At 61.0% G+C, this 14,371-nt stretch carries 15 protein-coding genes; 3 read left to right on the top strand and 12 right to left on the bottom strand.

The features are described from left to right. The first annotated feature begins 136 nt into the window (after positions 1–136). Entirely contained in the window at positions 137–1,255 is a 1,119-nt protein-coding gene (locus tag ACFWYE_RS21615; RefSeq protein ID WP_379114169.1) for a porin, read from the top strand. 47 nt (positions 1,256–1,302) lie between these two features. Here the strand turns inward: ACFWYE_RS21615 and ACFWYE_RS21610 are convergent, their stop codons facing one another. Continuing rightward, positions 1,303–2,031: a helix-turn-helix transcriptional regulator gene (locus ACFWYE_RS21610; RefSeq protein ID WP_379114168.1), complete on the bottom strand. Its 729-nt coding sequence runs from the start codon at positions 2,029–2,031 to the stop codon at positions 1,303–1,305. Between the two features lie 100 nt (positions 2,032–2,131). Between ACFWYE_RS21610 and ACFWYE_RS21605 the strand changes: the two genes are divergently transcribed. Then, positions 2,132–2,530: a VOC family protein gene (locus tag ACFWYE_RS21605; protein ID WP_379114166.1), complete on the top strand. Its 399-nt coding sequence runs from the start codon at positions 2,132–2,134 to the stop codon at positions 2,528–2,530. 326 nt (positions 2,531–2,856) lie between these two features. Continuing rightward, positions 2,857–3,030: a hypothetical protein gene (locus ACFWYE_RS21600; RefSeq protein ID WP_379114164.1), complete on the top strand. Its 174-nt coding sequence runs from the start codon at positions 2,857–2,859 to the stop codon at positions 3,028–3,030. Positions 3,031–3,060: 30 nt separating this feature from the next. Here ACFWYE_RS21600 and ACFWYE_RS21595 read toward each other — a convergent pair whose 3' ends face one another. From ACFWYE_RS21595 to ACFWYE_RS21545, 11 genes are all read right to left on the bottom strand, one after another. Then, positions 3,061–4,104 (bottom strand): LLM class flavin-dependent oxidoreductase, encoded by a 1,044-nt coding sequence (locus tag ACFWYE_RS21595; RefSeq protein ID WP_379114162.1) that lies wholly within the window; start codon positions 4,102–4,104, stop codon positions 3,061–3,063. Between the two features lie 46 nt (positions 4,105–4,150). Next, positions 4,151–5,083 carry an ABC transporter substrate-binding protein gene (locus ACFWYE_RS21590; RefSeq protein ID WP_379066693.1) on the bottom strand — a complete coding sequence of 311 codons (933 nt, stop codon included), beginning with the start codon at positions 5,081–5,083 and terminating at the stop codon, positions 4,151–4,153. Positions 5,084–5,158: 75 nt separating this feature from the next. Then, positions 5,159–6,100: an ABC transporter substrate-binding protein gene (locus tag ACFWYE_RS21585; RefSeq protein WP_379114161.1), complete on the bottom strand. Its 942-nt coding sequence runs from the start codon at positions 6,098–6,100 to the stop codon at positions 5,159–5,161. A 101-nt stretch (positions 6,101–6,201) separates the two neighbouring features. Continuing rightward, entirely contained in the window at positions 6,202–8,001 is a 1,800-nt protein-coding gene (locus ACFWYE_RS21580; RefSeq protein WP_379114159.1) for an ATP-binding cassette domain-containing protein, read from the bottom strand. A 177-nt stretch (positions 8,002–8,178) separates the two neighbouring features. Further along, positions 8,179–8,700 carry a GNAT family N-acetyltransferase gene (locus ACFWYE_RS21575; RefSeq protein WP_379114157.1) on the bottom strand — a complete coding sequence of 174 codons (522 nt, stop codon included), beginning with the start codon at positions 8,698–8,700 and terminating at the stop codon, positions 8,179–8,181. Further along, entirely contained in the window at positions 8,697–9,926 is a 1,230-nt protein-coding gene (locus ACFWYE_RS21570) for a M20 aminoacylase family protein (protein ID WP_379114155.1), read from the bottom strand. The genes ACFWYE_RS21575 and ACFWYE_RS21570 overlap by 4 nt, the downstream gene beginning before the upstream one ends. Next, positions 9,926–11,278 (bottom strand): LLM class flavin-dependent oxidoreductase, encoded by a 1,353-nt coding sequence (locus ACFWYE_RS21565; RefSeq protein ID WP_379114153.1) that lies wholly within the window; start codon positions 11,276–11,278, stop codon positions 9,926–9,928. Before ACFWYE_RS21565 ends, ACFWYE_RS21570 begins: the two co-directional genes overlap by 1 nt. Positions 11,279–11,311: 33 nt before the next feature. Next, positions 11,312–12,298, bottom strand: a complete 987-nt coding sequence (locus ACFWYE_RS21560) for an MsnO8 family LLM class oxidoreductase (RefSeq protein WP_379066681.1) — start codon at positions 12,296–12,298, stop codon at positions 11,312–11,314. A gap of 165 nt (positions 12,299–12,463) precedes the next feature. After that, positions 12,464–13,111, bottom strand: a complete 648-nt coding sequence (locus tag ACFWYE_RS21555; protein ID WP_379114151.1) for a DUF3088 domain-containing protein — start codon at positions 13,109–13,111, stop codon at positions 12,464–12,466. Positions 13,112–13,413: 302 nt separating this feature from the next. Beyond that, positions 13,414–13,602, bottom strand: a complete 189-nt coding sequence (locus ACFWYE_RS21550) for a hypothetical protein (RefSeq protein ID WP_379114150.1) — start codon at positions 13,600–13,602, stop codon at positions 13,414–13,416. A 256-nt stretch (positions 13,603–13,858) separates the two neighbouring features. Then, a complete protein-coding gene (locus tag ACFWYE_RS21545; protein WP_379114148.1) occupies positions 13,859–14,371 on the bottom strand; it encodes a DUF995 domain-containing protein in 513 nt (170 codons plus the stop codon).

The following is a 14,371-nucleotide window of genomic DNA, read 5'->3' as shown; positions in this document are numbered from 1 at the left end:
AAGAAACTATACGAGAAATAATCAGAAAAAACTGAAATCAATTTGCCGAAGACCGAATTCGATGCGAAGGCTTCGCTCGAAAAGGAAAAAGATTCTGCCTTTTCGAGGACACTTTTCCAAAGACAGGAGTTTGAAAATGAACGTTAAGAGCCTTCTCCTCGGCTCGGCTGCGGCTTTGCTCGCGGTTTCCGGTGCGCGCGCCGCCGACGCTGTCGTCGTCGCCGAACCGGAGCCGGCGGAATACGTCAAGATCTGCGACGTCTACGGCGCCGGCTACTTCTATATCCCGGGCACCGAAACCTGCCTGCGCGTCGGTGGTTACGTACGCTATGACGTCGGTCTCGGCGATTTTGGCGGCGTCAAGACGACAGACCGACTGAATGGCCGCGAGCGTGATACCTATGCCAAGAACGCCCGCTTCACGCTGAAGACCTGGACCGGCCAGGAAACCGAATACGGCACCTTGAAGACCTATACCGAAACCCGCTTCAATTTCGGCAACAGCGGCGACAACGCCAATGCCCGCAACAAGGATGTGACGCTGAATTTCGCGTGGATCCAGCTTGGCGGCCTCCGTGTCGGTAAGGATGAATCGGCCTTCAACACCTTCTCGGGTTATGCCGGCAACGTCATCAACGACGATTTCATCCCCTTCGGCGAGTACGACACCAACCTGATCAGCTACACCTTCGATGCCGGCAACGGCTTCTCGGCGATCGTCTCGCTGGAACAGGGATCGGGCAGCTACAATACCCGTGTCAAGAATGAAGCCGGCCTGTGGGTCGCCAGGGCTGCAAACCAGACCATCGACAGCTACGTTCCGCACGTGGTCGCAGGCGCTAAATACACCCAGGGCTGGGGATCCATCTCCGGCGTTGCAGCCTACAACAGCGCTTATGAAGAATGGGCCGGCAAGGTCCGCCTGGACGTGAAGGCAACCGATCAGATTTCGCTGTTCGTGCTCGGCGGCTACGGCACTGAGAAGAACTCACTGCGCAATTTCTACAAGACATGGGATGGCAAGTGGGCCATCTGGGGTGGCGGTACCTACAAGTTCAACGAGAAGACCGCGTTCAACATCCAGGCCTCCTATGACCAGGGCAAGACCTTCGCCCTGGCGGCAAACATCGCGCATCAGCTGGTTCCGGGGTTCACGATCACCGGCGAAGTGGACTACTTCAACAAGTCTGCCAGCAAGTACCACGCCAAGAGCGACGGGGTCGGCGGCATCCTTCGCTTCCAGCGCGATTTCTAGAACATCGCCCCGATGCAAAAAACGGAACCCGGCCTGACGGCCGGGTTCTAGCCTTTTTCGATGACAACCCGCTCGTGCTGAACTCGATCGCGACGCTGCTCATCGCGCCAAAGCTCCCAGCGACGACGTAACTCGCCTTTGCGCAAGCCATTGCTATCCGCGAGAACGGTGACCTGCATCACCCGGTCGGTGCGGAAATGCCGGAACCCTTGCCGCAACTCGCACCAGGCCACGATCAGTCGTGTTGCCTCATCATAGCCCAGGATCACCGGCCAGACGATGCGAGCCGTCTCCTCGCCGGTTTCGGATCGATAGAGCAGATGCAGCTTCCTGCCTTCGCGGATCGCAGTCCGCAGCTCCGTCGTGTCGACCGGGTCGGACGACGCGTCTCCTCCCGGTTTGGCACCGACGCTTGACGCGACAATGAACTGCCGCAGACGCTCGGGGACAACCGCCGTGATCTTGGCCACGACATCACGGGCCGCGGCTGAGAGAACCTTGTCGCCACGTGCCGCAACCCATTGCGATCCCAACACGACGGCCTCGAGTTCGTCGGGCGTCAGCATCAGCGGTGGCATGTCGTATTCTGGAGCAAGCAGATAGCCGAGACCAGCCTCCCCCACGATAGGAACCCTCTGGCCGATGAGGTCGGCGATGTCGCGGTACACGGTGCGCTTGGATACCTCTATTTCCGCGGCCAGGGCCGCGGCGGTCACCGGGCGGGTCGACCGCCGCAGGATTTGGATGATCTGAAACAATCGATCGGCACGACGCATGCGATGCTGACTCCTGCTGCCATTATGGTGGCAAAAGGCGTGTGCCACAAGCTTGTCGCGGCGCCATATCCCGTCACCACAAATCGAAGGACCTCAATCGATGAAATTTGCATCCATCCGCCTGATCGCCGCCGATGTGGAAGGCATGGTCGGCTTCTACGAAACTCTGACCGGCCAGCGCGCCGCGTGGCTGGCCCCTGTCTTCGCCGAGATCGTCATGCCATCTGCCACGCTCGCCATCGGCAGTGCGGAGACGGTAGCCCTGTTCAAGGAAGGCAGTGCCGAGCCCCGCGCCAACCGCACGGCGATCATTGAATTCATGGTTGACGATGTCGATGCCGAATATCATCGACTGAAGGGCAAGGTCGAACTGGTACACGAGCCCAGGCTGATGCCTTGGGGAAACCGCTCGACGCAGTTCCGCGACCCCGAAGGCACCATCGTGGCACTGTTCACGCCCACCACCGATGCCGCCAGGAAACGGTTCGGATTGCTGTGATCCGCCACCTCCAGGCATCCCGCAATCATCGGCCTAACCTCACGTGGCGGTGCTTCAACGATATGTAGCCTGCTGCCTGGCCATGAAGTCCAGCGCCGAGGCTCGGAGAGGCGCGGCGCGGTAGCATCTGTCGTGCAAAGTCACAGGCGGACACGCAATTGTCATGACCGATGCCCCAAATGGGGTAAGCGGCTTCATTCTGGCCAGTCTACATGTAGACTGCCTTGATGGTGCGGGGGGTGTCAGACACCGCAAGGCAAGCTGGCTGGGTATGCTATCGGCTAGCCGGCTTTTCAGGTGAGTAACGCAGAAGGGGAACCTGCGCCATGTTCAGTATGAAAGAAAACCATTTTGGCGATGAGGCCAAAGCAGAGCGCTCGATCATCAAGTTTTTCGATCCCTGGGAGCGCAAACTGGCCTTCGATGCCGACCGCAATGATCGAATGTCACCGAGCCTCCCTGGGGAAAACCTGGAACGTGTCGACATGGATAATCACTGACGTCACCCAAGTGGCGCCGGGGCGCGCATGTTATCGGGCTGGAGCACGCGCCGACTTTGACCCGGCAATCTTTTCAGCCCAACCGAAAGCCGGTGCGATGTGTTCGACCACATCGGCCAGAATCTGCTCATAGTCCTCGTGCAGGAAGCTGTAAGGCAGTTCGAGACGCAGTTCGTCCACCTCGGCAAAGACCGGGTCGGCGAGCAGCCTCTCGACAATCGCCTCCGACGGTCCCACAAGGTCGCGCGCAAACAGCGTCCGCCGCTCACCATGTGCCTTGCCCGTCCGCTCGTCGCGGCTGTTGGCATAGGCAGTATAACGCTGGCGCGTGACTGCATCGGCGCTGTCGAACGGTACGATGACCCGGCCGAGTGCAACACGACCGTGTCCAGGCTGAGCCTTGAAGGCTTCCAATTGCCGAAGCTGGGCTTCGAAGAAATTGTCCGTGCCTTCACCCGAAGTCACATTGCCGATCAAAAGATTGAGACCGTTGCACCCCGCCCAATCGGCGGATCGCAGCGAACCGCCGCCATACCAGATCCGCTCTGAAAGACCAGCGGCATAAGGCTGAAGCCTCGGCGTGACGCGACCGCCGGGAAACTCGACGATCGCGCCGGGCGCGCCGATTGGCTCGCCCTTGAGGTTGCGGACGAAACGCAGCACCCGCTCATGTGAAAAATCGAAACCGCGCCAGTCGCCATCGAACACCAGCGGCCCCAGCGTCTCGGCATGCGGTGGCGTGCCGGCACTCAATCCCACATTGAGCCGCCCGCGCGCCAGGACATCGACGGTAGAAAGATCTTCCGCCAGCCGATAAGGGCTTTCATATCCGATCGGGATGACCGCAGTGCCGAGTTCGATCCTGCGGGTACGCTGGCTTGCCGCCGCCAGAAAGGCAGCGGCCGACGAGATCCCGGGTTCCAGATGACGCTGCCTGACCCAGGCGCCATCGAAACCGATGTCCTCGCCGAATTCGAACAGCTGCAGCGTCTTCTCGAAGCCGGCGGCTGGATCGTTGTCCGGATAATTGCCCGGCGTGAGGAAAGCGAGACGTCGAATGATGGGCTTCGTCATCGATTGTACTCGCGCCAGGCTGGACGTTTCCGCATCGGGTCGGAGATCAGTATTTCGGCAGGCCGGGTGGATTGGTCCTCGACTGATCGATCGCTTCGGGCCCAAGGTTCCATTTATCGAGAACCTGTTTGTATTTGCCGTCCTTGATCGTTTCGTTGAGCGCCGCCGTGACGACATCGGCGATACCGCTGCCACGACGCGTTACCACGCCGACATCCGTGGTCAGCGGCCAGCCGGCATTGACGGTGCCCACTAGCCGCGCGTCGCCGGTCACCGCCGCCTGATAGGATTGCACCGCATTGACGCTGAAGACGGCATCGGCCCGCCCCGACCGCAGCGCCAGGTTCGACGCCGCCTCGTCGTCGAACAGGATGATCTCGGCCGGGTTCAGCCCGGCCTCACGGTTGCGCCGATCCCATTCGACAATGATCTTCTCCTGGATGGTGCCGGGATCGGTGACGATCTTCAGCCCGGCAATGTCCTTCGGCTCGGCGATCTTCTGGATTGGGCTGTCCTTGCGAACATAGAAGCCGTGCAGGCCCTGCCGGTAGCTGGAGAAATCATATTTGAGCTTGCGTTCCTCGGTCACGCCGACATTGGAAATGACGGCATCGAATTTGCCGGAGACGATGCCGAGCGGCCAGTCCTCCCAGGCGACGGCCACCAGCTTCAGTGGCCGGCCGAGCTTGTCGGCGACAAGCTGGGCGATATCCGGGTCGGCACCGATGACGGTCGCGGCATCCGTGGCGTAGCTGGCGATCGGCGGCACACCGGACGGAGCCACCGCCACCGTGAACACGCTTTCGTCGACGAAATGGAAATCTTTCGGAATGGTCTTGACCAGCACGTCGTCCTTGTCGGCGCGCACACGGCCACTCTGCTCCGGACTGAGATCGAACTGGGCGGTGGCGGCAGCACCCGCAGCCACAAGCAATGTAGCCAGGAAAACGGGAGCAAGAAGGCGTGTTCTGGAAAGCATGGCGTGACTCTTTCTGAAGATAAACCGTGGACTGGACCGCAGGCGTACGAGACGCCCGCGGCTTTCAGCCCCTGCTCAGCTGTTGGGTTTCGGCAGGCCGAGGGGATTGGTGGCCGACTTGTCGATCGCCTCCTCGGTCAGGCTCCACTTCTTCAAGACCTCGCCATACTTGCCACTGGAGATCAGTTCGTTGACAGCAACCGTAAACGGGTCAGCCAACCCGCTGCCCTTGCGGGTGGCCACCGCAATTTCGGCGGTACGCGGCCAGCCGCCGCTGACGACGCCCACCAGCTTGGTTCCGCTGTTCACTGCCGCACCATAGGCCAGGGTAGCATTCGGATTGAATTCAGCGTCCGCCCTGCCCGACTGGATCGCCAGCTGACTCGCCGCGCGGTCATCATAATATTGCACCTCAACCGGCTTCAGGCCCGCAGCAACATTCTCGCGGTCCCATTCCAGCAGGATCTTCTCCTGGTTGGTGCCGGCCCCCGTGATGACCTTCAGCCCGGCAACGTCCTTCGGCTCCTTGATCGACGTGATTGCGCTGTCCTTCTTCACATAAAAGCCCAGCACATCCTGCCGGTAGGTGGAGAAGTCGAACTTCTCCTTGCGCTCCTCCGTCACCGTCACATTGCTGATGACGGCATCGAACTTGCCTGAGGACAGGCCGAGCGGCCAGTCTTCCCACGCAACGGCGACAAGGTTGAGCTTGAGACCCAGCGTTTCGGCAAGCAGAATCGCCAGGTCCGGGTCGGTGCCGACGACGGCCTTGGCGTCGGTTGCATAGGTGGCGACCGGTGGATCCCACGGATTGATGCCGATGGTCAGGACGCCGGGCTCGACGAACTTGTAGTCCTTAGGGATCGCCGCGATCGCCTTTTCGCTCTTCTCGGCATGAATGCGCGTTGGCTGTTCCGGGCTGAGATCGAACTCGGCCGCCATGGATGTCGTCGCCCACAGCCCAAGGCTGGCGAGCCCCGCTGCTACGAAGGAAAACCGACTGCGATGGAATGTCATGTGCCTGCTCCTGTTTCGAGACGTACGATACCTTGCCCGTCACGAAAGGACGGGCGCGCCGGGTGCTCCGGACGTGTGACTGGCGAAGGAAAGAATGCGGGCTAGATAACCTTGGCCAGGAAGGCGCGGGTGCGCGGATGGGCCGGTTCGCTGAAGAGTTTGGCCGGCGGCGCCACCTCGACCACCTTGCCGCTTTCCATGAAGACGACGGTGTCGGCGATCTCGCGGGCGAAGCCGATTTCGTGGGTGACGATCACCAGGGTCGTGCCGGAATCCGCCAGTTCCTTGATGACGTCGAGAACTTCGCCGACCAGCTCCGGATCGAGCGCCGAGGTCGGCTCGTCGAACAACAGGACCTTCGGCCTCAGTGCAAGTGCCCGGGCAATGGCCACACGCTGCTGCTGGCCGCCCGACAGATGGCGCGGATAGGCATTGGCCTTATCGGAGAGCCCGATCCGGGCCAGAAGGTCGAGAGCGGTTTCGATCGCTTCGGCACGCGGAATCCCATGCACGGAAACGGGTGCCTCGATGATGTTCTCGACCACCGTCAGATGCGGGAACAGGTTGAAATTCTGGAACACCATGCCGACGGCCGAACGGCGGCGGCGGATGGCGCCTTCCTTCAGTTCGTAGAGCACGTTGCCGTCGCGCGCATAGCCGATCAACTCGTCATCGATCGAAATGAAGCCTTCATCCGTGCGTTCAAGATGGTTGATCGTGCGAAGCAGCGTCGACTTGCCGGCGCCCGACGGGCCGATAATGGCCGTGACCGTTCCCGGTGCCAAAGTGAGACTGACCTGGTCGAGTACGGTCAGGGTACCGAAGCGCTTGCTGACATCGCGGATCTCGATGCGGCCGGCACCACGATCGCCCAGATTGACGGCGGCCAGGGGCTTGCGGACGACGGCCTGCTTCGTCTCCACCGCAATCTGCTTCCCGACCAAAACCGGTCCGAAGGGCAGCCCCGACAGGAATGCGGCAATGCGCCTGAACACGGGGCCTGGCGCCTTGCGGGTGGCACCCTTGGAGTAATACTGCTCAATCGCGATCTGGATGAGCGAGAGAACGCTCATGATGACCAGGTACCAGACCGTGGCCACCATCAGCAGCGGGATGACTTCCAGGTTGCGGCGGTAGATGACCTGAACTGTGTAGAACAGTTCCGGCAGGGCGAGCACATAGACCATCGAGGTCGATTTCGCGAGGCCGATGATCTCGTTGAAGCCACTGGGCAGGATCGCGCGCATCGCTTGCGGCAGCACGATGTTGAGCGCCTGCCGCCGCCGTGACAGTCCGAGCGCGGCAGCGGCCTCATGCTGTCCGTGATCGACCGACAGGATGCCACCACGAATGATCTCGGCCGAAAAAGCGGCCTGGTTGAGGCTGAGCCCGATCAGCGCCACCGCAAACGGGCTGAGCACCTCGACGGTGTTGTATTGCGCAAACAGGATGCTGGTGAACGGCACGCCGACATCGACGGTCGGATAGAGGTAGCCGAGATTGTTCAGAACCAGCAGCAGCACGATCAGCGGGATCGAGCGCAGGAACCAGATATAGGCCCAGGATACGCCCGACAGCAGCGGTGAGGTCGATACACGCGCAAAGGCCAGCACCGTACCGAGCAGGAAGCCGAGCGCGGAAGCGAGCACCGTCAGAAGCAAGGTGCGGCCGAGGCCAACCAGCACCGGTTCGGAGAAGAAGAACTTCGCAAAGACATCCCAGCCCCAGCGTGGATTGGTCAGGACGGAATGCAGTGTGGCCGCGATCACCAGAACCGCGACGATCGTGCCGACCGTGCGCCAATGATGCTTGGCCGGCACGACCTTATAGCCGGTGTGGCTTTCGATGGATCGTGATCGTCTGGCAGCGGAAATGTCGCCAACATCCGTAACTGTTGTCATTTCGATTCCGCCTCTCCAGAAAAAGTATGTATATCGCCAGATTTTCTCGGTTTTATGATTTTATATTCAGAATTATTTTCTCTCGGTCACGGCAAGTTTTTTCAAGTTTTCACTTCGAATTGACATTGCCATCCAAATTCCATGCATTATTACAGAACCTCTTCGTGAAATATGCACTCACCCTGCCTTGCGGATGGACTCAGCCACGCCTGTCACCAGTGCGCTGAGGTCCTTCTCAAAGGGAAGGGAGCCGTGGATCTCAGGATCGACTGTCGTGTCGAACAGCGCGGCGTAACCATTGTTGAGATAGAGACCCGCAGCCTCTGGCTGGCGAAAGCCGGTCGTCAGGTAGATCCTGCTGTAGCCTTGCCGCACGGCTTGCGCTTCGAGTTCCGCCAACACGATACGCGCCAGTCCTTGCCGGCGCAGATCGACATGTGTCCAGACGCGCTTGAGCTCGGCGGTGCGCTCGTCGTAGCGCTTGAAGGCGCCTCCGGCGATGGCCGTGCCGCCGCGCATCAGCAGGACGAAAGCGCCGTGCGGTGGCGCGAACAGCTCGGCAGGATAGCGAGCCATTTCTGCACCGGCCGGTTCACCCCAGTAGTTGCCGTAGCGTGTCTCATATTCCCAGGTAAGGGCCTCGATCAGCGGCTGCGCACGCGGATCGAGCGGCGTGGTATAAAGAAAGCCGTCGGTCATGGCACCTCGGTTCCTTCAGGAGTTGGATGGCTGCCGTTGCGATCGGCCAGATAGTCCTGCACCAGATGCACCCAGTAGCCGGCGGCATCGATCAGGATCTCGTCGTTGAAGTCGTAGCGCGGGCTGTGCAGGTCGGCGCTGTCGCCGTTGCCGATGAAGAGGTAGCTGCCTGGCCGCTCCTGCAGCATGAAGGCGAAATCCTCGCTGGCGGTGATCGGCCGGAAATCCGTCTCCAGCCGGCGCTCACCGAAATGCCGGGAAGCAACCCGTCGTGCGAATGCCGTCTCTCGCTCGTGGTTGACCAGCGTGGAATAACCGCGCGGGTAGCTGATCTCGACACGCGCGCCGTAGCTTGCAGCCTGCGCTTCCGCCAAGGCGATGATGCGGGCCTTGATCTGCTCTCGCACCGCTTCGTTGAAGGTGCGAACCGTCAGTTTCAGCTCGACGCTGTCGGGAATGACATTGGCGGCAATGCCGCCATTGATGGTGCCGACGGTCACCACGGCGGTCTCGAGCGGATCTACGTTGCGCGAGACGACCGTCTGCAGCGCCAGCACCAGCGAGGCCGCCGCAACAACCGGATCGACCGCCTGCGCCGGCTTTGCACCGTGGCCGCCCCTGCCGATGACACGGATGATGACAAGGTCGACCGAAGCCATCGTCGGGCCGGAGCGGAAACCGAACTGGCCGGTCGGCACGCCAGGCCAGTTGTGCAGCCCGAAAACCGTGTCGACGGGAAACCGGTCGAACAGGCCGTCGGCGATCATGGCACGGGCACCGGCGCCACCCTCTTCCGAAGGCTGGAAGATCGCCCGGAACGTCCCGGAGAATTTCCGCGTCTCGGCAAGGTATCGCGCTGCTGCCAGTAGGATCGTCGTATGACCATCATGGCCGCAGGCATGCATGGTGCCTGATGTCGTGCTGGCATAGGCCAGGCCCGTCGCCTCCAGGATCGGCAGAGCATCCATGTCGGCCCTGATGCCGATCGAGGCATCGCCAGCGCCATTGCGCAACGTGCCGACGACGCCGGTCTTGCCGACGCCGCGGGTTACGTCGTAGCCCCAGGATTCCAGCAGTTCCGCGATCAGCGCCGAGGTCTTCACCTCGCGAAAACCCATTTCCGGCTCGCTATGCAGCCTGTGCCGCAGAGCGACGAATTCGTCACGATAGGCAAGCAGCGTCGACGCGACGTCATCCTTGAGCGGAGCGGCTTGATGAATGGTCATCAGGCCGCGCGCTCCGCTGCGGATTTGGCTTCCTCGCCGGACTGGTTGTAGCGGCTCTGCTTGAAGGGCAGATCGAGATGATCACGCAGCGTCGCGCCGGCGAGCTGGTTGCTGTGTCGGCCGCGCGCCTCGAGCAGCGGCAGGACGTGTTCGGCAAAGTCATCGAGACCTTCGGTGATCACCTGGAACGAAAGAACGAAACCGTCGGCAGCTCCACCATCGACCCAGCGGATGATCTCGTCCGCCACCTTTTCCGGTGTCCCGATGAAGCGCGTACGCGGCGTGGCAACCTCCAGGGCGACCTCCCGAAGCGTCTGCCCCCGCTCTCTTGCGGTCCGCTTGATACGATCGGTGGTCGAACGGAAATTGTTCTGGCCGATATCGCCCAGATCGGGGAACGGCTCATCGAGCGGATAGGCCGCGAAATCGTGATGATCGAAGAAGCGGCCGAGATAGCGCAGCGCTTCCGGCACGCTGACGAGATCGCGGATCAACTGATATTTGCGCTCCGCCTCTGCCTCGGTCGTTCCGACGATCGGTGCAATGCCTGGGAATATCTTGATGTCGTCGGCACCGCGCCCATGCGCCACGGCAGCATCTTTGAGCCGCCGGGAAAGCGCCTGGTTTTCCTCGAAGGAGTCGGCGCCGGCGAAGACGGCGTCGGCATGACGGCCGCCCAACGACACACCGTCCTCGGAGGCGCCGGCCTGAAACAGCACCGGCTGTCCCTGGGCGGAGCGGCCCAGATTGAGCGGCCCTTCCGCCGAGTGGAACCGCCCCTTGTAGTTCAGACGATGCATCCTGGAGAAATCGGCATATTGGCCGCTCTCGCGATCGCGCACGAAGGCATCGTCGTCCCAGGAATCCCACAGGCCTTTGACGATCTCGATATGCTCGGTGGCGATCTGATAACGCAGCGCATGCTCGGGATGCTTGTCCCGGCCATAGTTCCTGGCCGACCCCTCGAGAGGGGACGTAACGGCGTTCCAGCCGGCGCGGCCGCCGCTGACCAGATCCACCGAACCGAACTGCCGTGCGACGGTAAACGGGTCACTGTAGGATGTGGAAAGCGTTCCGACCAGGCCGATGCGATCCGTCACCGCGGCCAATGCCGACAGGAGCACGATCGGCTCGAACCGGTTGAGAAAATGCGGGATCGACTGTTCGTTGACGTAGAGCCCATCGGCGACGAACGCGAAAGCGATACCAGCGGCTTCGGCCTGCCTGGCAGTCCTGACATAGTAGTCGAAGTTGGTGCTGGCGTCGGCCGGCACGCTGGGGTGCCGCCAGGCATTCATATGCCCCCCGGGGCCTTGCAGCATGATGCCGAATGGAATGCGTTTTTCACTCATGCGCGAAATCCTTCTTCCTGGTCGGGTTGCGCCTTACGCGGCGACAGCCGAGCGTCGACGCGCCAGGAGCTCCAGCGTGGCGAGACGCCACGAGCCGTTGACGGCCGGTTCGACGATGAATTCGGCGATGCCGTAACGATCTGCCAGGCGATCGAATTCGGACCACACCTGATCGGGCGTGCCGGCGATCACGCTCGATTGCTTCGGTTCGATGCGATACTCGGCGGCGCCCACCTGACGGGCATATTCCTCGGCCTGCTCCGCGCTGCCGACCGTTACGCTCTGGGCACCCGGCACATGCACCTTGAACAGCTTGGTGTTTTCCGCCTCGGCAATGGCCTCGCCGGCATATTCCGAAACGATCGCCGATACGGCGACGATCGGCGCCTTACCGGCAATGCTGCGATAGGTCGACGCGACCGCATCGAGCAGGGCATCGTCACCGTTGAGGTGGCGGGCAAAAACAAACTCCCAGCCATGTGCCGCGGCAAGTTCGGCGCTCTCGACACTGGCGCCGAGCAGGAAACGCTGCGGCGCAATCGTCGGCAAGGGCGTTGCGGCCAACCCTTCCACCGGCCCTTGCCTGTCAAGATAGGCACCCAATTCCGCGATCTGCTGCGCAAAGTCAGACTTGCGGGACGGATCGCGATCTGCCTGCAGTGCACGGGTCGACAGCGGCAGGCCGCCTGGCGCTTTGCCGACACCAAGGTCAACGCGGCCTGGCGCCAGCGACGCGAGCAGGTTGAAGTTCTCCGCCACCTTGTAGGCGCTGTAGTGCTGCAGCATGACACCGCCCGAACCGATCCTGATACGGTTGGTGTGGGCGAGCAGATGGGAGATCAGGATTTCCGGCGAGGAGCTGGCAAGGTCGGGAACATTGTGATGCTCGGCCACCCAGAAGCGATGGTAGCCCAGGCGCTCCGCCAGCTGTGCCAATGCGATGGTGCGCTTCAGGGCATCCGTCGGACTGTCCTGGCCGGCAAGCGGGCTCTTATCCAGTGCACTCAGGACGTAGGACATGTCATCCCCTTTCTGATCGCGTATTCCCGGGGATTTTAGTCGATTAATTCTATAGACTTTATAGTCTATTTGGCGAAATTGACCGCTTATGGAGAAAAGCCTTTCAGCGGATGAGCGAAATTCGGAATGCCCCGCTCACTTCGCTGAAAGGCTCCCACCCGACCTCTAGGGATGAGGCGGCGGGATGAGTTCGCGCTCCACAAGAACTGCGATGATCGGTTCGGCACCAGCAACGAACTGCCTGCCACCGGCTTCACCTGAAGCCTGTCCCGATGTTTCACCGGACCGGAGTATGAGAACAGGCAATGCCTGGTTTGCCTCTCCGACCAGGGCAACAACCTCTGCACGCGGCCGTTTGAAATCGATCCGTCGGATATCCAGCAGATCCTCAAGTACCGGAAACGAAGCAATGACCCCTTCGACCAGCGCCGAATGGCGACAAAAGAAGCGCTGCTCAGGATATGCCGCATCCTCAAAATTGGGAGAAAGCAGGAAAAGGCGTGGTTTTTGCTGGTCGGTTGTTGTCAAGGCAATATCCCGTTCTCCGGAAGAGCGTACTTGTCCCGGGCAATGAAGCCGGAAGGGTCCGTCGCCATTCAATGTTCGATATCGATAATCGTTACGGAAATTGAGTTCACGGGAAAGAAAAACGCCTCTTTCCATGCCATCGATATCGAATGTTTTTTGCGCGGACCCCGTCGGCCAGAGTTTCGGAACGGCGCAGTGAATGTTTCTTTGCACGGCAATGACCGCCTCACCGAGGCACGGTAAGCGATCCATCATCCGAGCGGGGCGGACGGAGGTTTCTTCCAACGTCCACACTCTTCGATTGTTTCGCGCTGCGATTATTTTTTACTGTCGGGCGAGGGAGAGCGACGCTAGAAGGCCCCGGCAATCAAGACGGTGCCGCTGTAGCAGTACGGAACCGTCGCCCACTTCCACGCAAGTCGTTAAGAACAGGCTCCGCGAAAGCTGTGCATTTGCAGCGTTGTTTCCACGGTGTCTTAAGCGACTCGGTGTATCTCTTGGTTGCATACGTGCATGCCCCAACCAATGAGGAATGACAGGATGGCTTCGATTTCGAAGGCTGCCCCCTCCCGGGCCGGCAGTAAGCTTCACACGGTTCCGCTGCTTTGTGCCGCGATCGTGGCAATGGCCCTATCGGGCTGCAACTCCATTACCGACAGCAATGTAAGATCCGTGTCCGTTACCACGCAGACGAGCCATGCCTTCACGGCGGAGGTCATCAAGCCTAAAAGCAGGATCGCGACGGTCAGCCGCCGCGCTGCGGTGGCCAAGAGCACGCAGAACATTTCCGATAACGTGCGATTCTATGGTCGCGCGCCGCATATCTGCTCGCCAAGCGGCTTCGGGCAGACCTCGCACTGTTTCCTCAGAACCTGACGCCAGACGTCCTCAAGAGGGAACCGGCAGCTGCTCGAACAGCTGCCGGACTGGAGCGTTTCCGTTTTTCACGGAAACACGGGAACGCTCAGGCTCTTTGTTTGTACGCAATTCCGGACGGAAAACCGTTACACACTTTTCCTGGAATTGCTCGGGTCAGCGCCCGAGTGTCAGTTTGTCCTCGACCTTGCCCAGTTTCGCGACGACATAGTCGCCCCGACGCAGCTTGGTGATTTCATCACCCTTCCGGACCGGCGCGTTTGCAAAGACGTACCAATCGCCCTTGGGCTCACGCCTCTGGTAGATGACGTTGCCCTTCCTGCGGTGGCTGAAGCAGGTGAGGGCTGGCGCGGCGCCGCTCTTGGCGTACCAGTCGGCTCTGAAACAAAGCCGGCCTGCATCGGCAATGAACCAGCTTCCCACCCCATACGAAGCGTCCTTGCCCTTCCCAGTCCATGCCGAAAAACGGCGCTGCGGCACGGCAAAATACCCGGCGCCGTCTTTCCATATCCACGACCGCTGGCTGTAGAGCCGATAGAGATCGTCGTTGCTGAGCGGTTCGGCCTGTCTGATCGTGGCAGCGCTTGGCGCGGCCGAAGCGGCAACCGTAGCGGCCCCCGCCGCGCCGACCAATGCCGCAACCATGATCAGTCTCTGTGCAATGGTCAT

Origin of the sequence: Mesorhizobium sp. NPDC059025, assembly GCF_042739655.1 — a bacterium.
Classification (GTDB): Bacteria; Pseudomonadota; Alphaproteobacteria; order Rhizobiales; family Rhizobiaceae; genus Mesorhizobium.
Note: the sequence above shows the minus strand (reverse complement) of the source record. Positions and strands in the feature narration are given on the sequence as shown.